The sequence below is a fragment of the Lysobacter sp. Soil_C_15 genome, from assembly GCF_057657315.1.
This window is the reverse complement of the sequence record NZ_JBDGIR010000003.1, coordinates 191344-211334: the sequence shown is the minus strand read 5'-3', so window position 1 is coordinate 211334 and position 19991 is coordinate 191344. Positions and strand designations below refer to the sequence as shown.

The following is a 19991-nucleotide window of genomic DNA, read 5'->3' as shown; positions in this document are numbered from 1 at the left end:
GCCGGTCAGCCCTTCATCGTGTCGATTTCAGCGACGTTGATCGTGCGCCGGTTGCGGAACAGCGTGACCAGGATCGCCAGGCCGATGGCGGCCTCGGCGGCGGCCACGGTCAGGATGAAGAACACGAACACCTGACCGGCCGGATCGGCCAGCTGACGCGAGAACGCGACGAAGTTGATGTTGACCGCGAGCAGCATCAGCTCGATCGACATCAGCAGCACGATCACGTTCTTGCGGTTGAGGAAGATGCCGGCGACGCTGATGCAGAACAGCACCGCGCCGAGGGCGAGGTAGTGGCCCAGCGCGAGGCCGGCTCCGAAGAATTCGCTCACGGCTTGGCCTCCTGTGCGGCGGGCTCGGCGGGCGCCGGCACGACCGGCTTGACCGCTTCCCGGCTTTCGGCGGGCATTTTGATCATGCGGATGCGGTCGCTGGCGCGGACGCGGGCCTGCTCGCTCGGGTTCTGGTGCTTGGCTCCGGCGCGACGGCGCAGGGTCAGCATCACCGCCGCGATCACCGCCACGGTCAGGATCACCGCGGCGACCTCGAACGGCAGCAGGAAATCGGTGAACAGCGCGTGCGCCAGCCACTTGGTGTTGGACTCGCCGGCGGCGTCCGCGGTCAGCGGCGCGGCCAGGCTGGCCTTGACCCCGATCAGGGTCAGCATTTCCGCCAGCATCACCACCGCGACCAGCAGGCCGACCGGCAGGTACCGGACATAGCCTTCGCGCAACGGGGCCACGTCGATGTCCAGCATCATGACCACGAACAGGAACAGCACCATCACCGCGCCGACGTAGACCAGGATCAGGGCCACGCCGAGAAACTCGGCGCCGGCGATGATCCAGACGCAGGCCACGGAGAAGAACGTCAGCACCAGGCTGAGCGCGGCATGGACCGGGTTCTTGACGCTGATCACGGCCACGGCCGAAAGCGTGGCCGCGGCGGCGAAGACGAAGAAGGCGATCTGGGCGAGATCCATGTCGGGGTACTCAGCGGAAGGCGGCGTCGGCGGCGCGGCGTTCGGCGATCTCGGTCTCGAGACGGTCGCCGATCGCCAGCAACTGCGGCTTGGTGACGATGTTCTGTCCGCGCTGGTCGAAGTGGTATTCGTGGATGTGGGTTTCCACGATCGAGTCGACCGGGCAGGACTCTTCGCAGAAGCCGCAGAAGATGCACTTGAACAGGTCGATGTCGTAGCGCGTGGTGCGGCGGGTGCCGTCCTCGCGCTTCTCCGAATCGATGGTGATCGCCAGCGCCGGGCACACGGCCTCGCACAGCTTGCAGGCGATGCAGCGCTCTTCGCCGTTGGGATAACGGCGCAGCGCGTGCACGCCGCGGAAGCGCGGCGATTGCGGGGTCTTCTCCATCGGGTACATCAGCGTGTACTTCGGCTTGAACAGGTACTTGAGCGTCAGCCCGAGGCCCTGCGCGAGCTCGATCAGGAGCAGGCTCTTGAAATAGGAAACGATGCGATTCATGTAGGTGCCTGCCTTACTGTCCCGGCTGGAAGACGCCGTAGTACGCCATCACCGCGACCACGCAGATCCAGGCGATGGTCAGGGGGATGAACACCTTCCAGCCCAGGCGCATGATCTGGTCGTAGCGATAGCGCGGGAACGACGCGCGGAACCAGATGAAGCAGCTGGCGAAGAAGAACACCTTGATCAGCAGCCACCACCAGCCGTCGGCCGACAGCAGCGGGATGCCCAGGCCCTGGAACGGGCTCAGCCAGCCGCCGAGGAAGAAGATCGAGGTCAGGAAGCTGATCAGGATCATGTTCGCGTATTCGGCGAGGAAGAACAGCGCGAACGCCGAACCCGAATACTCGACCATGTGGCCTGCGACGATTTCCGACTCGCCTTCGACCACGTCGAACGGCGCGCGGTTGGTCTCGGCCACGCCGGAGATGAAATAGACCACGAACAGCGGCAGCATCGGCAGCGCGAACCACTCCAGCGCGCCGGCGTTGCCCGACTGGGCCATCACGATCTCGCTGAGGTTGAGGCTGCCGGCGCCGACCATCACGCCGACCATGGCGAAGCCCATGGCGATTTCGTACGAGACCACCTGGGCCGCGGCGCGCATCGCGCCGAGGAAGGCGTACTTCGAGTTCGAGGCCCAGCCGGCGAGGATGATGCCGTACACGCCCAGCGAGGTCATCGCCAGCAGGTACAGCAGGCCGGCGTTGGCGTTGGACAGCACCACCTGGGCGTCGAACGGCACCACCGCCCAGGCCGCGAAGGCCGGGGCCAGGGCCAGCAAGGGCGCCAGCTTGTACAGGAAGGACTGCGCCCGGGTGGGCTGGATCACTTCCTTGAACAGCAGCTTGAACACGTCGGCGAAGGCCTGGAGGATGCCCATGCCGACGTACATCGGGCCGCGGCGGACGTGCATCCAGCCGATCAGCTTGCGCTCCCAGACCACGTAGAACGCGACCGAGACGATCACCGGCATGGCGATCAGCAGGATCTTGAGCACGATCCAGGCCACCGCGCCGGCCATGCCGAAGGAAAGAAAGAACTCGCGAACCGGGTCGACCACGTGGGTCGTGAACATTCCATCCGTCATGGCTTAGGCCCTCCCCGCCTGCACGCGGCCGGCGCCGAGCGGCGCGGTCGCGCCATGCCCGCTTTCGATCCACACCGTGCCCGCGGCGACCTTGGCGCTGAGCGCCACCGGCAGCGTCGCGGTGCCCGCGCCCGCGCCGAACTTGGCCACCGCGCCCTCGGCCAGGCCGAGCGCCGCCGCGTCGTTCGGGTTCAGCACCGCGCGCGGCGCCAGGTTGAGCGGATGCGACTGCAGGGCCGGCGCGCGGCGCACGGTGGCGTCGCTGCGGTAGATCGCGGTCGACACGGCCAGCTCCAGACCGGCATGCTCCAGGCCCTCGCCCGCCGCCTTCGGCGCGCGGCCGGCGGCCGGGGTCACGCTGCGCGGCGCGATGCCGCGGCGCAGGCCGTCCAGGTCGGTGAACTCGAAGCCCGGAGCGCCCAGCTCGCCGCCGAGCGCGCGCAGCACGCGCCAGCCGGCGCGCGCGTCGCCCGGCAGTTTGCCGCCGGCGCTGGCGGCCTGGGACAGGCCGTCGAGATTGGTCAGGGTGGCGTCGACTTCCGGCAGCAGGCCGATCGGCAGGATCACGTCGGCGACCGCCTTGGTCGAGCGGCAGGCGTAATGGCTGAACGCCACCACCTGGGCCGCGCCGAGCGCGCGCAGGGCGCTCTCGCTGTCGGCGAAATCCAGGCCCGGCTCGATGCCGTAAACGATGTAGGCGCCGCGCGCGTCCTCGAGCATGGCGCGGGCGTCGCGCGCGCTCGGCAGCACGCCGTGGCGGGCCAGGCCGACCGCGTTCGCGCCTTGCGGAATGCGGCACAGCTTGGCGCCGGTGGCCTCGGCGAAGGCCTTGGCCGCGGCGCGGATCGCGGCCGCGTGCGGGCCGTTCTCGGCCAGCGCGCCGACGATCAGGGCGACATGGTGGCCGGCCTTGGCCGCTTCGCGCAGGGCTTCGTCGGCGAGCGCGCCGGCGAGCTGCGACGGGGCGACGATGCGCTTGCCGGCCAGGTCGAAGGTGAAGTCGAAATCGACCGGGTTGATCGCGTGGACCTTGGCTCCGCGGGTGAAGGCCTTGCGCACGCGCTGGTGGACCAGCGGCAGTTCGTGGCGCAGGTTCGAACCCACGATCACCACCACATCGGCGCGATCGATCTCGGCGACCGGCATGGCGAAGGTGTCGGCGACCGCGGCGTCGGTCAGGTCGTGCTGGCCGATGCGGTGGTCGAGGTTGCCGCTGCCCAGGGCCTCGGCCAGGCGCGCCAGCAGCGCGCCCTCTTCGTTCGAGGTCGCCGGATGGGCGAGCACGCCGAGGTTGTCGCCGCCGTTGTCGCGCAGGATCTTGGCCGCGCGCGCCAGGGCTTCGTCCCAGGACGCTTCGCGCCACTCGCCGTTGTCCTTGAGCAAAGGACGCTGGGCGCGGTCTTCGGCGTACAGGCCCTGGTGCGAATAACGGTCGCGGTCCGACAGCCAGCACTCGTTGACCGCTTCGTTGTCGCGCGGCACGGTGCGCAGCACGTCGCCGCGGCGCACGTGCAGGAACAGGTTGCTGCCCAGCGCGTCGTGGTAGCCCAGCGACTCGCGCGCGGTCAGCTCCCACGGACGGGCCTTGAACTGGAACACCTTGTTGGTCAGCGCGCCGACCGGGCAGACGTCGATCACGTTGCCGGACAGCTCGGTGGTCAGCGGCTTGCCGTCGAAGGTGCCGATCTGCAGGTTCTCGCCGCGGTACATGCCGCCGAGCTCGTAGGTACCGGCGATCTCGGCGGTGAAGCGCACGCAGCGCGTGCACTGGATGCAGCGGGTCATCTCGGTGGCGACCAGCGGACCGATGTCCTCGTCCGGCACCACGCGCTTGCGCTCGGCGAAGCGGCTGACCGAGCGGCCGTAGCCCATCGACACGTCCTGCAGCTCGCACTCGCCGCCCTGGTCGCAGATCGGGCAGTCCAGCGGGTGGTTGGCGAGCAGGAACTCCATCACGTTGCGCTGCGACTTCAGCGCGCGCTCGTTGCGGGTGAACACCTTCAGCCCGTCCATGACCGGGGTAGCGCAGGCCGGCGACGGCTTGGGCGCGGCGCGGCCGCCGACCTCGGTGTCGACCAGGCACATGCGGCAGTTGGCCGCGATCGCCAGCTTGTCGTGGTAGCAGAAACGCGGGATCGGAATGCCGGCCTTGTCGGCGGCATGGATGATCATCGAGTTCTTCGGCGCGGCCAGCTCGACGCCGTCGATGAAGACGGTGACGTGGTCGGGCGGCAGATTCGGATTTACGGGCTGCGCGCTCATGCCGCCACCTTCTTCTCAATGACCGTGCCGGCGCGCTGGTCGTCGACCAGGAAGCGCTTGTTCACGATCGCGTACTCGAACTCGTCCCAGAAGTGGTGCAGGAAGCCCTGCACCGGCCACGCGGCGGCTTCGCCGAACGCGCAGATGGTGTGGCCTTCGATCTGGCCGGCCGCGGCGCGCAGCATGTGCAGGTCGTCCAAGGTCGCCTGCTGCTGGGCGATGCGGGTCAGCATGCGGTACATCCAGCCGGTGCCTTCGCGGCACGGCGTGCACTGGCCGCAGCTTTCCTTGTAGTAGAACCGGGCGATGCGCTGGCAGGCGCGGACCATGCAGGTGGTCTCGTCCATGACGATGACCGCGCCCGAGCCGAGGCCGGAGCCGGCCTTCTGCAGCGAGTCGTAGTCCATGGTGCAGGCCATGATGGTCTCGGCCGGCAGCACCTTCATCGACGAGCCGCCGGGGATCACCGCCTTGAGCTTGTTGCCCTGGCGCATGCCGCCGGCCATCTGCAGCAGTTCCGGGAACGGCGTGCCGAGGCGGATCTCGAAGTTGCCCGGGTTGGCGACGTGGCCGGAGACCGAGAAGATCTTCGGTCCGCCGTTGTTGGGCTTGCCCAGATTGAGGAACCACTCCGCGCCGTTGCGCAGGATCGCCGGCACCGAGGCGTAGGTCTCGGTGTTGTTGATCGTGGTCGGCTTGCCGTACAGGCCGAAGTTGGCCGGGAACGGCGGCTTGTAGCGCGGCTGGCCCTTCTTGCCTTCCAGCGACTCCATCAGCGCGGTCTCTTCGCCGCAGATGTAGGCGCCGGCGCCGAGCGCGCCGTAGATGTCGATGTCCACGCCGCTGCCGAGCACGTTCTTGCCCAGCCAGCCGTGCTCGTAGGCTTCCTTCAGCGCCTGCTCGAAATGCTCGAACGGCTCGTGATGGAACTCGCCGCGCAGGTAGTTGTAGGCCACGGTCGAACCGGTGGCGTAGCAGGCGATCGCCATGCCCTCGACCACCGAGTGCGGGTTGAAGCGCAGGATGTCGCGGTCCTTGGCCGTACCCGGCTCGGATTCGTCCGAGTTGCACAGGATGTACTTCTGGGTGCCGCTGCCCTTGGGCATGAAGCTCCACTTCAGGCCGGTCGGAAAGCCCGCGCCGCCGCGGCCGCGCAGGCCCGAGGCCTTGACCGCGTCGATGATCTGCGCCGGATCGGTCTTCTCGGTCAGGATCTTGCGCAGCGCGCTGTAGCCGCCGGTCTTGAGATAGTTCTCGTACGACCAGGGGGTGTCGTAATGCAGCGTGGTGTAGACGACCTGATGCTCCTGCGGAGCCGGGCCGACCGGGCCGTAGCCCTTGGAATAATCGTGGTGACCATGCGCCATCTCGCCCGACCTCACTTCAGACCGTCGAGCAGCTCGTCGACCTTGGCGGCGTCGAGCTTCTCGTGGTAATGACCGTTGATGACGACCACCGGGGCGCCGCAGCACGCGGCCACGCATTCTTCCTCGCGCTTGAGGAAGACGCGGCCGTCGGCGGTGGATTCGCCCAGCTTGCAGCCCAGTTTCTTCTCGGCGTGGGCGACCAGTTGTTCGGCGCCGTTGAGCCAGCAGCTGATGTTGGTGCAGAAGGCGACGTTATTGCGGCCGACCTTCTCGGTCTCGAACATCGAGTAGAAGCTGGCGACTTCGTAGGCCCATACCGGCGGCAGGCCCAGGTACTTGGCCACCGCGGCGATCAGCTCGTCGGTCAGCCAACCGCCGTTCTGCTCCTGAGCCGCGTGCAGACCCTGCAGCACCGCCGAACGCTTGCGGTCGGGCGGGAACTTGGTCAGCCAGTGATCGATGTGCGCGCGCGTCGCATCCGACAACGCCACCATCGGATCGACGTGCTGTGCGGCTTCGAAATTGCCTGTCGCTTTCATGCTTGAACCTCCGGGACTCGGGACTCGGGGCTCGGGACTCGCGGAGCCCGATTCGCCGATCGCCGAAGATCGCGGAAAGAATGTTGAGAAATAGCCTTGCGGAAAAGCGGCCGAACCGCTCCTGCGAGTCCCGAGCCCCGAGTCCCGAGTCCCGCCATCACCGATCGATCTCGCCGAATACGATGTCGTAGGTGCCGATCATCGCCACCACGTCGGCCAGCATGTGGCCCTTGACCACCTCGTCCATCGACGACAGGTGGGCGAAGCCCGGGGCGCGCAGCTTGACCCGGAACGGCTTGTTGGCGCCGTCGGAAACCAGGTAGCAGCCGAACTCGCCCTTGGGCGCTTCCACTGCGCTGTAGGTTTCGCCGGCCGGGACGCAATAGCCTTCCGAGAACAGCTTGAAGTGGTGGATCAGCGCTTCCATGTCGTCCTTCATCTCCTCGCGCTTGGGCGGGGCGACCTTGAAGTTGTCGACGATCACGGGGCCGGGGTTGGCGCGCAGCCACTTCACGCACTGCTTGATGATGCGGGTGGACTCGCGCATCTCGGCGACGCGGACCAGGTAGCGGTCGTAGCAGTCGCCGTTGACGCCGACCGGAATGTCGAAATCGACTTCCGCGTACTTGGCGTACGGCTGCTTCTTGCGCAGGTCCCAGGCGATGCCGGAACCGCGGATCATCGGCCCGGTCATGCCCCAGGCCAGAGCCTGTTCGGGCGAGATCACGCCGACGCCGACGGTGCGCTGCTTCCAGATGCGGTTATCGGTCAGCAGCGTCTCGTATTCGTCGACGCGCTTGGGGAAATCGTCGGCGAAGGCGTCCAGGTAATCGAGCATCGAGCCTTCGCGCCATTCGTTGAAGCGCTTCAGGCTGGCGCCCTTCTTCCAGGGCGACTCCTTGTACTTCGGCATCCGGTCCGGCAGGTCGCGGTAGACGCCGCCCGGACGGTAGTAGGCCGCGTGCATGCGCGCGCCGGAGACCGCCTCGTAGCAGTCCATCAGCTCTTCGCGTTCGCGGAACGCGTACAGGAACACCGCCATCGCGCCCAGGTCGAGCGCGTTGGAGCCGACCCACATCAAGTGGTTCAGGATCCGGGTGATCTCGTCGAACATGGTGCGGATGTACTGCGCGCGCACCGGCGCCTCGATCCCCAGCAGGGTCTCGATCGCGCGCACGTAGGCGTGCTCGTTGCACATCATCGACACGTAGTCGAGGCGGTCCATGTAGCCGATCGACTGGTTGAACGGCTTGGACTCGGCCAGCTTCTCGGTGCCGCGGTGGAGCAGGCCGATGTGCGGATCGGCGCGCTGCACGACCTCGCCGTCCATCTCCAGGATCAGGCGCAGCACGCCGTGCGCGGCCGGATGCTGCGGGCCGAAGTTCAGCGTGTAGTTGCGGATCTCGGCGTTGTTGAGGCCGGAGGTGTTGGCTTGCGGCATGACGCTAGCGGGGTTGCTCATTTCACTTCACCTCGCGCTGCGCCGGCTCGCGTTGAGCGAGCTCGCCCTGCGCGGTCTGGTAGCGGGCGTCGTCGCGGATCACGCGCGGCACGCCGACGCGCGGGTCGATCGAGACCGGCTCGTACACCACCCGGCGCTTGTCGGCGTCGTAGCGCACTTCGACGTTGCCGATCAGCGGGAAGTCCTTGCGGAACGGATAACCGACGAAACCGTAGTCGGTCAGGATGCGGCGCAGGTCCGGATGGCCTTCGAAGACGATGCCGTACAGGTCGAAGGCTTCGCGCTCGAACCAATTGGTGCCCGGCCAGATGCCGGTCAGCGAAGCGACCACCGGCAGGTCGTCGTTCGGGGCGAAGGTCTTCAGCCGCAGCCGCTGGTTGTGCTGGCACGACAGCAGGTGGGCGACCGCGGCGAAGCGGCGCTCCGGCGCGATCGACGCCGCGTTCGGGCTTTCGCCCCAACGGAAGCGGCCGGCGCTCTTGCCTTCGACGCCGCGCGAGAAGCCTTCCGAGGACACGTCGGTGTCCCACTCGTCGCTGCCGAAGCTGAGGTAGTCGACGCCGCTGACGTCGACGCATTGCTCGAAGCCGAATTCGTCGCGCAGCGCGCGGGCGGCGGCGAGCCAGTCGGCGGCGGGCACTTCCAGGGTGAGTTCGCCGCGCGGCTCGGCCACGACGACGGTAGCGTCGGCGAAACGTTCGCGCAGACGCTCGGCGAGGTTGGCGGCGCTCATTCGCGGACGCCCTGCTTCTGGTCGCCGAAATTGGTGCCGCGGCGGATCTTGCGCTGCAGCTGCAGGATGCCGTAGATCAGCGCCTCGGCGGTCGGCGGGCAGCCGGGCACGTAGACGTCGACCGGCACCACGCGGTCGCAGCCGCGCACCACCGAGTAGGAATAGTGGTAGTAGCCGCCGCCGTTGGCGCAGCTGCCCATCGAGATGACCCACTTCGGGTCCGGCATCTGGTCGTAGACCTTGCGCAGCGCCGGGGCCATCTTGTTGACCAGGGTGCCGGCGACGATCATCACGTCGGACTGGCGCGGCGACGGGCGGAACACCACGCCGTAGCGGTCCAGGTCCAGGCGCGCGGCGCCGGCGTGCATCATCTCGACCGCGCAGCAGGCCAGGCCGAAGGTCATCGGCCACATCGAACCGGTGCGGGCCCAGTTCCACAATGTGTCGAGATTGGTGGTGACGAAGCCCTGCTGCAGCAGCGGGTTCTCGCCTTCCGGGCGCAGGATATCGTCGAGGCGGCCTTCCGGGAGAGGGTTGTGCATCAACCCGGAAATCGTGTCGCCAACGCTTTGGATCACTCCCATTCGAGCGCTCCCTTCTTCCAGACGTAAACGAAGCCGAGCAGGAGCATGCTGGCGAAGATGCCCATCTCGATCAGGCCGATGATTCCGAGGTCTCGGAACACGGTGGCCCAGGGCACGATGAAGATGATTTCCAGATCGAAGATGATGAACTGGATCGCGATCAGGTAGTAGCGCACGTCGAACTGCATGCGCGCGTCTTCGAAGGCTTCGAAGCCGCATTCGTAGGGAGACAGTTTCTCCGCGGTCGGGCGCTTGGGCCCGAGCACATTGCCTACCACCAACAGGGCGACGCCGATACCACCGGCGACGATCAGGAACAGCAGGGTCGGCAGGTATTCGGCCAGCACGCGGTGTTCTCTCGGCTACTTGTTCGGCTACATGGGCGCGTTACCGCGACCTTGGCTTGGCGCTATGGCGCCCAGTCGTTTGGACGCATTGCGCGGCCCGCCGTGCGTGCCGCACCTGCGTACCGTGGTGCGAGTTGCGAATAACTGAAGCAAAGGGATGGATGTGGTGCCCAAAGGGGGACTCGAACCCCCACGACCTAAGTCGCTACCACCTCAAGGTAGTGCGTCTACCAATTCCGCCATCTGGGCACTGTTACCAACCGCGGCCATCCCGGGCCCGACTCCGCAAGCGCTGCGAAGCCCCTGGTCATCGCTGACCTGCCCTGCCGTCCGTGCGGGGCGATGAAACCGTATTTTAACTCTTTATTTCACTTACCGTCAGCCGGCTGTTTTGCCGGGGTTGCCTGCTCGGCGGGCGCCGGAGCGGGCGCGGCCGGAACCGCGGGCGCCTGGGTCGCGGCCGGAGCCGGGACCGACTGCGCCGGCGCCTGCGGCACGCCGGAGGCGGGCGCGGCCGGAGCGGTCGCCGCCGGGGCGGGAACCGTCGGCTGGGCCGCCGGAGCGGTCGCCTGCGGCGCGCCCATCAGACCCATGTCGGGCTTGCCGGCTTCGGCCGAGGGGCGGCTCGCCTGCCAGGCCATGAACAGGCTGATGGCGAAGAACGCGATCGCCAGCCACTTGGTCGCCTTGGACAGGAAGTTCGAGGAACCGCGCGCACCGAACACCGTCGCCGAAGCGCCGCCGCCGAAGCCCGAGCCCGCCTGCGCGCCGGCGCCGCGTTGCATCAGGATCAGCGCGACCATCGCGATCGCGATCAGCACATAGATGACGTTGAGGAACAACAGCATCGCTTTGGATTCTTCGGTTCGGACTGCTGGTTACGACCGCATCGCTGCGGCGCCGTACGCCGCAACGCTTCGATCAGGGCGCCGCCGCGGCTGCGATGGCGTTGAAATCCGCGGCCACCAGCGAGGCGCCGCCGACCAGGCCGCCGTCGACGTCGGGCTGGGAAAACAGCGCGGCGGCGTTGTCGGCCTTCACGCTTCCGCCGTAGAGGATCGGAAGCGAGCCAGCGATTGTAGCATCGTGCGCGGCGATTTCGCTACGAATGAATGCGTGGACCTGCTGGGCCTGCTCCGGGCTGGCGGTCTTGCCGGTGCCGATCGCCCAGACCGGCTCGTAGGCCAGGACCGCGCCCTCCAGCGCCTGCGCGCCGAGCAGCTCGAAGATCGGCGCCAGTTGTTCCTGCAGGCGCCATTCGGTCTTGCCGTCTTCGCGCTCGTCCAGGGTCTCGCCGACGCACAAGATCGGGGTCAGGCCGGCGGCCTTGGCCGCGGCGAACTTGCGCGCGACCAGTTCGCTGCTCTCGCCGTGGTACTGGCGGCGCTCGGAATGGCCGACCAGGCCATAGCCGGCGCCGACGTCCTTGAGCATCGCCGCCGAGACTTCGCCGGTGTAGGCGCCCTTCTGGTTGGCGCTGACGTCCTGCGCGCCGAAGCCCAGGCCGCGCTCGCCGTAGTGTTCGATCAGCTCGCCCAGGTACGGCAGCGGCGGCAGGATCAGCCGTTCGACCCCCGGCGGCGGGGTCTGCGCGGCGACCTCGTCGAGCAAGGCGAAAGCGAACTCGCGGCTGCCGTGCAGCTTCCAGTTTCCGGCGACGATCCTGCGGCGCATGGTCTCTCCTGTTGCGTCTGAACGCGCAGTTTAACCCAGCCCGCCGCGCCCCCACCCTATCCCGGCACGTTCGCGACCCCAACCCAGTCCCCGCCCCACCGCCGATGACCGCGCCTCCCCCCACCCCCGTCCGCAGTTTCGCCCCGATCGAATCGCCGCAGGCCCGCGTGCTGGTGCTCGGCAGCATGCCCGGGGTCGCTTCGCTGAGCGCCGGGCGCTACTACGCCCATCCGCAGAACCGGTTCTGGCCGATCATGGGCAGCCTGGTCGGCGCCGGCCCGGAACTGGACTACGAGCGGCGCATCGCGCGCCTGCGCCGGGCCGGGATCGCGCTGTGGGACGTGCTCGCGCAATGCGAGCGCGAGGGCAGCCTGGATTCGGCGATCCGCGACGAGACCGCGGTCGCCAACGATTTCGCCGGCTTCTTCGCCCGCCACCCGCGGCTGCGCACGGTGCTGTTCAACGGCGCCAAGGCCGAACAGAGCTTCCGCCGCTTCGTCCTGCCCACCCTGGCGGCGCCGCCGGCGCTGCGGCGCCTGCCCTCGACCAGCCCGGCCAACGCCTCGCAGGCCAACGCGGCCAAGTGGACGGCCTGGCGCGAGGCGCTGCGCGAGGCCGGGGTGGCGGTGCTCGACTGAGCGCGAGCGGCCGCAGCGTGTTGCAGGCCTGAAACCTCGGCGCGCTCGCTTCCGCGCCAAGAAGACGCCGCAAACCTTTGGCGACGCTGAGTTTTTTGCCCCGCCGACCGGCTCCGTAACGGGTCGGCGACCGGCCGCCCGTCGGCGCCGATGCGCCACTGCCCTGTCCTGCCCCCTGCGACCCCGGCGTTTGTTGGGGTGACCGCCCGCATCGGGCCCCTTCAACGCCAAGGATCGCTTGCGAGCCCCCTCCCCGGAGCTCGCGGGACAGGGAGTGTTCGCCTGCGCAAACCGGCGCCGCCGGCCGGCGCCCGCTTCCCGCCCCGATCCAACGCACGCGCCCTCCGGGTCGGGGCGCGCGCCGGCGACCGCCGACCCGTCATCGCCCCCAGGGAAGCGATACCACAAGGAGTTCCGCCATGAAGTCGCAGCACCGCTCGCCCCGCCCCGTCGCCCGCCTCGCCGCCCTCGGCGCGCTGGCCCTGACCTGCTTCGCGGCCCAGGCCGCCGACGCCGGCAAGACCGTCCGCACGCCCTACGGCGAAGTGGTCGAAATCCAGGCGCCGCAGTCGCAGCAGCGCCTGCCCGCCTCGGCCCAGGCCCATCCGTTCGCGACCGCCCGCCAGCGCGCCGCGGTCCAGCCGCTGCAGTGGACGCCGCGCGACGATAAGGCCGCCGCGGCCCCGGCCGAGCTGACCGAGCAGTTGGTTCGCGCCGCCGGCAGCGCGCCCGGCGGCGAAGCGCCAGCGTTCGCCAACTACCTCGCCCGCAACCACTTCCGCGCCACCTGGCAGCGCCTGGAGGCGCTCGACGCGGCCAAGGGCGCGGCGGCGCCGACCGCCCTGTCCGATGGCGAGAAGGACGGCGCGCACTACGGCTACACCCGTTACCCGGGCAATTACTACACCAGCCAGTGGAAGACCACGCCCTGGAACAAGATCGGCAAGCTCTACTTCACCAAGCCCAACGGCAGCGGCTCGTACTGCACCGCCAACGTCGCCAGCGGCAACTCGGTGCTGGTCACCGCCGCGCACTGCGTCTACACCCTCGGCGCGGGCTGGAACTCGAACTTCGTGTTCGTGCCCGCCGAACGCTACGGCGAAGCGCCGTACGGCCGCTTCGGCTGGAGCAGCGCGCGCATTCCCAGCGGCTACCTGCCGTCCGGCGGCCGACGCTGGGACGTGGCGGTGATCAAGCTCACCGGCGAACAGACCAGCGGCCTGCCGGTCACCAGCTATGTCGGCTGGCTCGGCCGCACCTGGAACCGCCCCTACTCCGAGTACGCCTATTCGCACGGCTACGCCAGCAACCTGAGCACCCAGTACACCCACGTCTGCGCCGGCCAGACCTACGACTCGCCCAGCGAAGGCACCAACGTGCTGGTGCAGGGCTGCGACATGACCTACGGCGCCAGCGGCGGCGCCTGGCTGCTGAACCTCGGCGGCAGCCACTACGTCAACAGCGTGGTCAGCGGCCCGCACATCGGCGCCTTCGGCACCGCCTGGGTCGGCCCGCGCTTCGCCGACGACAACATCGTCGCGCTTTGCACCGCGATCGGGTGCTGAGCTTTTCGGGGACTCGCTTGGGACTCGGGACTCGGGACTCGGGACTCGGGGCTCGCTCGGGGCTCGGGGCTCGGGGCTCGGGGCTCGGGGCTCGGGGCTGGGAAGCTTGACACCCTGAGTAGTACCGCGATGACGCCCGGATTCGGGGAGAACGAAAAAGAAAAAGCCCGCCAGTCGGCGGGCTCTTTCTTTAGGCGTGCTCGAGCCCACGCCCGTTCGCCGAAACCCTAAAGCGCAAGCTCCGAATCGCAAACTCCGAGTCCTGGCCCCGAGTCCCGAGTCCCGACCCCCGAGCACCGAACCCCGAGCACCGAACCCCGAACGACTACTTGAGCTTGATCTCGCGCAGGCGCTCTTCCAGATAGCCCTGGGCGGTGATCGGCTCGGGGTAACGGCTGGGGTTGTCGGCGCTGATCGTCGAGGGCAGCACGTCGATCAGGAAGTCCGGGTTGGGGTGCAGGAAGAACGGGGTCGAGTAGCGCGGCTGGCGCGCCTGCTCGCCCGGCGGGTTGACCACGCGGTGGGTGGTCGAGGGATACACGTGGTTGGTCAGGCGCTGCAGCATGTCGCCGATATTGACCACGATGGTGTCGGCGTCGGCGGTGAACGGCACCCACTCGCCCTGGCGCGACTTCACTTCCAGGCCCGCCGCGCTGGCGCCGACCAGCAGGGTGATCAGGTTGATGTCCTCGTGCGCGCCGGCGCGCACGTTGGGAATGTCGTCGGTGGTGATCGGCGGATAGTGGATCGGGCGCAGGATCGAGTTGCCCGAATCGGTCTTGTCGGCGAAGTAGTTCTCCGCCAGGCCGATGTGCAGGGCCAGCGCGCTGAGCACGCGCGAGCCGAGCCGGTCCAGGGCCTGGTACAGGCCGTAGGCCTGCTCGCGGAATTCGGGGATTTCCTCCGGCCACAGGTTGGCCGGCATGTCCGCGGCGTACTTGGAGTCGCGCGGGATCTCGCGGCCGACGTGCCAGAACTCCTTGAGGTCGAAATGCTTGGAGTCCTTGGCGGTTTCCACGCCGAACGGGGTGTAGCCGCGAGCGCCGCCGCCGCCGGGCACGTGATACTTGCGCTTGACTTCGTCGGGCAGGGCGAAGAAGCGCTTGAACACGTCGTAGGAGCGGTCGATCTGCTCGTCGGAGATGCCGTGGCCGCGAATGCCGGCGAAGCCCCATTCGCGATAGGCCGCGCCGAGTTCGGCGACGAAGGCCTCGCGGTCGGTGTCGAAGCGGCGGATGTCCAGGGTGGGGATCTGACTCACGTAACCTTCCTGTGGTGTCTTCGGTCTCGAGTAATGGGCCATTTTCGCTCAAACCCGGCGTCCGCGCTCGCCGCGACGCGACAGGGCCGGCAAAGCCGCCTCCCGGCGGTATTCCGGGGGCGGATTACGCGATACAGTCGCGCCCCGACCGGCCTTGCGCGCCGGCAGTACCGTCGGCCGCCGAGAACGCCCCCCCGCATGCAAGATACAGTCGCCCGCCCCGCCTTCCCGGCGCGCCGCGCCCTGGCCTGGCTGACCGGGTTCATCTTCAGCAACGCGCTGGCCGCGATCGCCATCGCCGCGTCCAACATCCCCTTCGCCCATCTGGCCGAGCACTGGAAGGCCGCGTTCTTCCTGACCCTGGCCCTGCCCGGCCACTTCCTGTTCTTCGGCGCCGTATTCGGCCTGCCGGCGCTGCTGCTGGGTTGGGCGACCCGCAGCGTGCGGGTGCTGGGCGCGTCCGCGGTGCTGCTGCAGGCGGCCTGGATCTGCCTGCTGCTGACCGACGCCAAGGTCTTCGCCCTGTACCGGTTCCACCTCAATGCGATGGTCGCCAACATGGTGTTCGGCGGCGCGATGCAGGACCAGGTGGTGTTCTCCGGCGCGGTCTGGGGCCTGATCGCGCTCGCGGTCGGCTCGGTGCTGGCGCTGGAGATCGTGATCGCCTGGCTGTGGTGGCGCCTGCTCGAGCGCCGGCCGGGCTGGCAGCGCGTGCTCAAGGGCTGGCTGGCGGCCGCGGCGGTGATGCTGGCCGGCCAGGGCATGGTCGCCTACTACGACGCGCGCGGCGACCGTGCGGTGATGTCGCAGCTGCCCTATATCCCCTGGGCCCAGCCGATCACGCTCAAGGACGCGCTGGCCCGGTTCGGCATCGAGCGCGATCCCGGCGCGTCTCTGCCGGCCCAGAGCGAAGGCCTGCTGACCTACCCGCTGCGCCCGCTGCAGTGCGACCCGGCGCCGAAGCTCAACGTGGTGGTGATCCTGCTCGAATCGCTGCGCCACGACGCGCTCGACCCGCAGGCGATGCCCAACGTATGGGCCTACGCGCAGCGCTCGCAATGGTTCGACGACCACTACAGTTCCGGCAACGCCACCCGGTTCGGCGTATTCGGCCTGCTCTACGGCCTGCCCGGCGGCTATTGGCACCCGATGCTGGCCGAACAGCGCGGCTCGGCCCTGATCGGGCAGATGAAGCGCGACGGCTACGGCATGCACATCTACGGCAGCGCGCCGCTGCACAGCCCCGAGTTCGACCGCACCGTGTTCTCCGAGGTGCGCGACCGGGTGGTCAACGGCCCGCGCAAGCGCAAGAGCGCCGAGCGCGACCGCGAGATCCTGCGCCGGCTCCAGGCCGACATCGCCGCGACTCCGCGCGACGGGCGCTTCTTCGGCTTCGTGTTCCTGGATTCGCCGCACCAGCCCTATTACATGCCCAAGGGCTATCCGCCGCTGGCGCGGCCGATGGCGGCCGACGTCAATCCGCTGGACCTGGGCCCGGACCACGACCCGACCCCGGAATTCAACCGCTACCGCACCGCCGTGCATTACGCCGACAGCCTGATCGGCGAATTCCTGCGCGCGCTCGACGCCGGCCCTTTCGCCGAAAACACGGTGGTGCTGATCACCGGCGACCACGGCGAGGAATTCAACGACCTCAAGCTCAACTACTGGGGCCACAACGGCAACTTCTCCGACTACCAGCTGCGCACCCCGTTCGTGCTGCGCTGGCCCGGCCGCGCGCCGCAGAAGTTCGCCCACGTCACCGCGCACGAGGATTTCGTCCCGACCGTGATGCGTCACGCATTGGGCTGCCGCAACCCGGCCGGCGACTACAGCACCGGCCGCGACCTGTTCGGCCCGCCCCAGCCGCAGCGGCCGCTGCTGGTGGAGAGCTGGTCGCAACGGGGCATCCGCCAGGGCGAGCGGATCTATCTGTTCGACAACTATGGCGCGGCCACCGTGGTCGACCGCCGCTACCGGCCGCTGCCCGAGGCCAAGGTCGACCCGACCGCCCTGCGCCAGTCCTGGGACATGCTGACCCGCTTCCAGCAACAGCACTGACCCGCACGCGCTTCGGTCTGTGCGGTTGCGGCCGCCGTTGCCGTTGCCGTTGCCGTTGCCGTTGCCGTAATGAGCTTGGCGCCGCAACGAACTCGTGAGAAAGCCCTGAAGCCCCCGAAGGGCGGCCCGCAGGGATGCGGGCCGTGCGCAGCCAGGCCAGGGATGGCCTGTGCGGAGCAGCCCTGCGCAAACCTTGTCCCATAGCGGCTCTTGATTCGAAACAGTTGTGGCGTTTTCTTTGGTTACTTTTGACCGCAGGAAATCCCCTGGGACTTTGTCGCCTTGGACAAAGAAAGTGACCCGGCCGCTTGCGGACGGAAGCTTTGCTTTTGAGGCTTTGGAAGCCTTCGAACGGCACACGCTGCGAGACCGCAAGAACGCTGTCGCGGCTCACGCCGCTCCTACAAGGGCGGTGCGCAAACAAAAACGCACCGGCGCGCTGGGCGCCGGTGCGTTCGGGAACGATCGACGCGAGCGGGTTCAGGCCGCGGCGGCGCGCACCGCGGCGGACAGGGTGTCCAGGGTCGATTGCATCAGCGCTTCGTCGTCGGCCTCGACCGTGACCCGCACCACCGGCTCGGTCCCGGACGGGCGCAGGAAGGCGCGGCCGCGGCCGCTGACCGCGGCCTGGGCATGGCGCAGCGCCTCCTGCACCGAGGCCGCCTCGGCCGGCTTGGCCTCGCCCTCGTAACGCACGTTGACGGTCTTCTGCGGCACCCGGTACAGCCCATCCAGCGCCTGGCGCAGGGTGACGCCGTTGCGCCCCAGCACTTCCAGCACCTGCAGCGCGCTGACGATGCCGTCGCCGGTGCTGGTGCGGTCCAGGCACAGCAGGTGGCCGGAGGCTTCGCCGCCGAGCACGCCGCCGTGGGCGATCAGTTGCTGGTGCACGTAACGGTCGCCGACCTTGGCGCGCAGGAAGCCGATGCCCATCTGCTCGAACGCGCGCTCCAGGCCGTAGTTGGTCATCAGGGTGCCGACCACCGGCCCCTGCAGGCGGCCGCTGCGCTGCCAGTCGCTGGCCAGCACGTACAGCAGGTCGTCGCCGTCGCAGACCCGGCCTTCGCCGTCGACGAACAGCACCCGGTCGCCGTCGCCGTCGAAGGCGATGCCCAGGTCGGCGCCGGTGGCCTGGACCCGCGCGACCAGGGTCTGCGGGTGGGTCGAGCCGACCCCGTCGTTGATGTTGAGGCCGTTGGGATCGATGCCGATCGCGTCGACCCGCGCGCCGAGCTCGCCCAGCACCAGCGGGCCGGTCTGGTAGGTGGCGCCGTTGGCGCAGTCCATCGCGATGCGCATGCCGCTGAGGTCGAAGCCCTTGGGCACCGAGTTCTTGCACGCCTCGACGTAGCGGCCGATCGCGTCGCGGGTGCGCACGGCCTTGCCCAAGCGTTCGGATTCGACGGTGCGGAACGGCTGTTCCAGCGCCGCCTCGATCGCCAGTTCGGTCTCGTCGTCGAGCTTTTCGCCCTCGGCCGAGAAGAACTTGATGCCGTTGTCGTAATGCGGATTGTGCGAGGCGGAAATGACGATGCCGCCGTCGGCGCGCAGCGAACGGGTCAGGTGGGCGACCGCCGGGGTCGGCATCGGCCCCATCAGTTGCACGTCGACGCCGGCGGCGACCAGCCCGGCTTCGAGCGCGGCCTCGAACATGTAGTTGGAGATGCGAGTGTCCTTGCCGATGATGACCATCGGATTGCGCCAGCCGCGCCGGGTCAGGGCGTGACCGTAGGCGTTGCCCAGGCGCAGGACGAAATCGGCGGAAATCGGGCCTTCGCCGACCCGGCCGCGGATGCCGTCGGTGCCGAAATACTTACGAGCCATGCAGTTCAACCTCCAGGTAGCGCGGCGCGTCGCACCAGGACGCGGGCGCTGGATGTGATCGGGACAGGATCGAAGACGCCGCCGACACCGATCGCGCCCCTAGGCCATCCAGCCCGCGCTCGTGTCCACAGACGGCAAGGACCGCCGCGGCGGTCCCCCATGACGCGCGCGGTCGGGCCGCTGCGATCAAGCCGCCGCCTCTGCGTCGTCTTCGGGTTGCGATTGTTTCATCAACAGCGCCAACAGATGCGAGAGGCGGTCACGCATTTCGCGTCGATCGCAGATCTGGTCGACGGTGCCGTGCTCGAGCAGGAACTCGCTGCGCTGGAAACCGTCCGGCAATTTTTCGCGCACGGTCTGTTCGATCACGCGCGGGCCGGCGAAGCCGATCAGCGCGCCGGGCTCGGCCAGGTTGAGATCGCCGAGCATCGCGAACGAGGCGGTGGTGCCGCCGAAGGTGGGATGGGTCATGACCGAAATGAACGGCAGCCCGGCATCGCGCAGCCGGCCCAGCGCGGCGGAGGCCTTGGCCATCTGCATCAGCGAGAACAGGCTTTCCTGCATGCGCATGCCGCCGCTGGCGGCGAAGCAGACCAGCGGCACGCGGTCGGCCAAGGCGCGTTCGGCGGCGCGGGCGAAGCGTTCGCCGCTGACCGAGCCCATCGAGCCGCCCATGAAGGCGAAGTCCATCGCGCAGGCGACCAGCGGACGCTGCTTGAGAGTGCCGGTCATCGCCACCAGCGAGTCGCGCTCGCCGGTCGCCTTCTGCGCCGCCTTGAAGCGTTCGGCGTACTTCTTCTGGTCCTTGAACTTCAGCACGTCGACCGGGCTGAGCTCGGCGGCGATCTCCTGCGGGCTGCCGGCGTCGAGGAACGCGAGCAGGCGAACGCGGGCGCGGATCGGCATGTGGAAGCCGCACTTGGGGCAGACCTCCAGGTTCTCCTCCAGCTCCGGCCGGTACAGCACCGCGCCGCAGCTTTCGCACTTTTCCCACAGCCCCTCGGGGACGCTGCGCCGCTTGGCCGCGACCGTCTCGGTGCGGATGCCGGAGGGCATGAGTTTCTTGAGCCAAGACATGCGATGGAATCTTCCTGTTCAGGCAA

The 19991-nt window shown here is 68.5% G+C and carries 19 protein-coding genes and 1 tRNA gene; 3 read left to right on the top strand and 17 right to left on the bottom strand.

Annotated features, from left to right (window positions below):
• Nucleotides 1-5: 5 nt before the first annotated feature.
• From nuoK to tpiA, 14 genes are all read right to left on the bottom strand, one after another.
• Nucleotides 6-332 (bottom strand): NADH-quinone oxidoreductase subunit NuoK, encoded by a 327-nt coding sequence (nuoK, locus tag AC3A57_RS08930; protein ID WP_057918244.1) that lies wholly within the window; start codon nt 330-332, stop codon nt 6-8.
• Entirely contained in the window at nt 329-982 is a 654-nt protein-coding gene (locus AC3A57_RS08925; RefSeq protein WP_487578587.1) for an NADH-quinone oxidoreductase subunit J, read from the bottom strand. Before AC3A57_RS08925 ends, nuoK begins: the two co-directional genes overlap by 4 nt.
• Before the next feature lie 10 nt (nt 983-992).
• Complete coding sequence (gene nuoI, locus AC3A57_RS08920) at nt 993-1481, bottom strand: NADH-quinone oxidoreductase subunit NuoI (RefSeq protein ID WP_487578586.1); 489 nt, start codon at nt 1479-1481, stop codon at nt 993-995.
• Nucleotides 1482-1494: 13 nt separating this feature from the next.
• A complete protein-coding gene (gene nuoH, locus AC3A57_RS08915; RefSeq protein WP_087960764.1) occupies nt 1495-2559 on the bottom strand; it encodes an NADH-quinone oxidoreductase subunit NuoH in 1065 nt (354 codons plus the stop codon).
• A 15-nt stretch (nt 2560-2574) separates the two neighbouring features.
• Nucleotides 2575-4833: an NADH-quinone oxidoreductase subunit NuoG gene (gene nuoG, locus AC3A57_RS08910; protein WP_487578585.1), complete on the bottom strand. Its 2259-nt coding sequence runs from the start codon at nt 4831-4833 to the stop codon at nt 2575-2577.
• Entirely contained in the window at nt 4830-6200 is a 1371-nt protein-coding gene (nuoF, locus tag AC3A57_RS08905) for an NADH-quinone oxidoreductase subunit NuoF (RefSeq protein WP_487578584.1), read from the bottom strand. Before nuoF ends, nuoG begins: the two co-directional genes overlap by 4 nt.
• 11 nt (nt 6201-6211) lie before the next feature.
• Entirely contained in the window at nt 6212-6739 is a 528-nt protein-coding gene (gene nuoE / locus AC3A57_RS08900) for an NADH-quinone oxidoreductase subunit NuoE (protein ID WP_064749530.1), read from the bottom strand.
• A 157-nt stretch (nt 6740-6896) separates the two neighbouring features.
• Entirely contained in the window at nt 6897-8201 is a 1305-nt protein-coding gene (locus AC3A57_RS08895) for an NADH-quinone oxidoreductase subunit D (RefSeq protein ID WP_487578583.1), read from the bottom strand.
• A gap of 1 nt (nt 8202) precedes the next feature.
• Nucleotides 8203-8934 (bottom strand): NADH-quinone oxidoreductase subunit C, encoded by a 732-nt coding sequence (locus AC3A57_RS08890; protein WP_487578582.1) that lies wholly within the window; start codon nt 8932-8934, stop codon nt 8203-8205.
• On the bottom strand, nt 8931-9518 hold the full coding sequence (locus tag AC3A57_RS08885; protein ID WP_064749533.1) for a NuoB/complex I 20 kDa subunit family protein: 588 nt from the start codon (nt 9516-9518) through the stop codon (nt 8931-8933). Before AC3A57_RS08885 ends, AC3A57_RS08890 begins: the two co-directional genes overlap by 4 nt.
• The gene (locus AC3A57_RS08880; protein ID WP_064749534.1) at nt 9509-9865 is read right to left on the bottom strand and encodes an NADH-quinone oxidoreductase subunit A; all 357 of its coding nucleotides are present in this window, start codon (nt 9863-9865) and stop codon (nt 9509-9511) included. Before AC3A57_RS08880 ends, AC3A57_RS08885 begins: the two co-directional genes overlap by 10 nt.
• Before the next feature lie 164 nt (nt 9866-10029).
• Nucleotides 10030-10114 (bottom strand) — tRNA-Leu (locus tag AC3A57_RS08875).
• A gap of 119 nt (nt 10115-10233) precedes the next feature.
• The gene (gene secG / locus AC3A57_RS08870; RefSeq protein ID WP_487578581.1) at nt 10234-10713 is read right to left on the bottom strand and encodes a preprotein translocase subunit SecG; all 480 of its coding nucleotides are present in this window, start codon (nt 10711-10713) and stop codon (nt 10234-10236) included.
• Nucleotides 10714-10786: 73 nt separating this feature from the next.
• Nucleotides 10787-11539, bottom strand: coding sequence for a triose-phosphate isomerase (gene tpiA, locus AC3A57_RS08865; protein ID WP_487578580.1), 753 nt, complete (start codon nt 11537-11539; stop codon nt 10787-10789).
• Nucleotides 11540-11643: 104 nt separating this feature from the next.
• On the opposite strand from tpiA, the gene AC3A57_RS08860 reads away from it, so the two are divergent.
• A complete protein-coding gene (locus AC3A57_RS08860) occupies nt 11644-12177 on the top strand; it encodes a DNA-deoxyinosine glycosylase (protein WP_487578579.1) in 534 nt (177 codons plus the stop codon).
• A 419-nt stretch (nt 12178-12596) separates the two neighbouring features.
• On the top strand, nt 12597-13742 hold the full coding sequence (locus tag AC3A57_RS08855; RefSeq protein WP_487578578.1) for a trypsin-like serine peptidase: 1146 nt from the start codon (nt 12597-12599) through the stop codon (nt 13740-13742).
• A gap of 325 nt (nt 13743-14067) precedes the next feature.
• Here the strand turns inward: AC3A57_RS08855 and AC3A57_RS08850 are convergent, their stop codons facing one another.
• Entirely contained in the window at nt 14068-15045 is a 978-nt protein-coding gene (locus AC3A57_RS08850) for an isopenicillin N synthase family dioxygenase (RefSeq protein WP_487578577.1), read from the bottom strand.
• A 156-nt stretch (nt 15046-15201) separates the two neighbouring features.
• Between AC3A57_RS08850 and AC3A57_RS08845 the strand changes: the two genes are divergently transcribed.
• Nucleotides 15202-17064: a sulfatase-like hydrolase/transferase gene (locus AC3A57_RS08845; protein ID WP_487578576.1), complete on the top strand. Its 1863-nt coding sequence runs from the start codon at nt 15202-15204 to the stop codon at nt 17062-17064.
• Nucleotides 17065-17544: 480 nt separating this feature from the next.
• Here the strand turns inward: AC3A57_RS08845 and glmM are convergent, their stop codons facing one another.
• On the bottom strand, nt 17545-18888 hold the full coding sequence (gene glmM, locus AC3A57_RS08840) for a phosphoglucosamine mutase (RefSeq protein ID WP_487578575.1): 1344 nt from the start codon (nt 18886-18888) through the stop codon (nt 17545-17547).
• Between the two features lie 186 nt (nt 18889-19074).
• Nucleotides 19075-19965 carry an acetyl-CoA carboxylase, carboxyltransferase subunit beta gene (gene accD / locus AC3A57_RS08835; RefSeq protein WP_487578574.1) on the bottom strand — a complete coding sequence of 297 codons (891 nt, stop codon included), beginning with the start codon at nt 19963-19965 and terminating at the stop codon, nt 19075-19077.
• Nucleotides 19966-19991: the final 26 nt, after the last annotated feature.

What these genes read in the sequence shown, in the direction of transcription:
- AC3A57_RS08925 (WP_487578587.1), bottom strand. Translation starts at nt 982, where the DNA reads ATGGATCTCGCCCAGATCGCCTTCTTCGTCTTCGCCGCCGCGGCCACG.
- nuoI (WP_487578586.1), bottom strand. Translation starts at nt 1,481, where the DNA reads ATGAATCGCATCGTTTCCTATTTCAAGAGCCTGCTCCTGATCGAGCTC.
- nuoH (WP_087960764.1), bottom strand. Translation starts at nt 2,559, where the DNA reads ATGTTCACGACCCACGTGGTCGACCCGGTTCGCGAGTTCTTTCTTTCC.
- nuoG (WP_487578585.1), bottom strand. Translation starts at nt 4,833, where the DNA reads ATGAGCGCGCAGCCCGTAAATCCGAATCTGCCGCCCGACCACGTCACC.
- nuoF (WP_487578584.1), bottom strand. Translation starts at nt 6,200, where the DNA reads ATGGCGCATGGTCACCACGATTATTCCAAGGGCTACGGCCCGGTCGGC.
- nuoE (WP_064749530.1), bottom strand. Translation starts at nt 6,739, where the DNA reads ATGAAAGCGACAGGCAATTTCGAAGCCGCACAGCACGTCGATCCGATG.
- AC3A57_RS08895 (WP_487578583.1), bottom strand. Translation starts at nt 8,201, where the DNA reads ATGAGCAACCCCGCTAGCGTCATGCCGCAAGCCAACACCTCCGGCCTC.
- AC3A57_RS08890 (WP_487578582.1), bottom strand. Translation starts at nt 8,934, where the DNA reads ATGAGCGCCGCCAACCTCGCCGAGCGTCTGCGCGAACGTTTCGCCGAC.
- AC3A57_RS08885 (WP_064749533.1), bottom strand. Translation starts at nt 9,518, where the DNA reads ATGGGAGTGATCCAAAGCGTTGGCGACACGATTTCCGGGTTGATGCAC.
- secG (WP_487578581.1), bottom strand. Translation starts at nt 10,713, where the DNA reads ATGCTGTTGTTCCTCAACGTCATCTATGTGCTGATCGCGATCGCGATG.
- tpiA (WP_487578580.1), bottom strand. Translation starts at nt 11,539, where the DNA reads ATGCGCCGCAGGATCGTCGCCGGAAACTGGAAGCTGCACGGCAGCCGC.
- AC3A57_RS08860 (WP_487578579.1), top strand. Translation starts at nt 11,644, where the DNA reads ATGACCGCGCCTCCCCCCACCCCCGTCCGCAGTTTCGCCCCGATCGAA.
- AC3A57_RS08855 (WP_487578578.1), top strand. Translation starts at nt 12,597, where the DNA reads ATGAAGTCGCAGCACCGCTCGCCCCGCCCCGTCGCCCGCCTCGCCGCC.
- AC3A57_RS08850 (WP_487578577.1), bottom strand. Translation starts at nt 15,045, where the DNA reads ATGGCCCATTACTCGAGACCGAAGACACCACAGGAAGGTTACGTGAGT.
- AC3A57_RS08845 (WP_487578576.1), top strand. Translation starts at nt 15,202, where the DNA reads ATGCAAGATACAGTCGCCCGCCCCGCCTTCCCGGCGCGCCGCGCCCTG.
- glmM (WP_487578575.1), bottom strand. Translation starts at nt 18,888, where the DNA reads ATGGCTCGTAAGTATTTCGGCACCGACGGCATCCGCGGCCGGGTCGGC.
- accD (WP_487578574.1), bottom strand. Translation starts at nt 19,965, where the DNA reads ATGTCTTGGCTCAAGAAACTCATGCCCTCCGGCATCCGCACCGAGACG.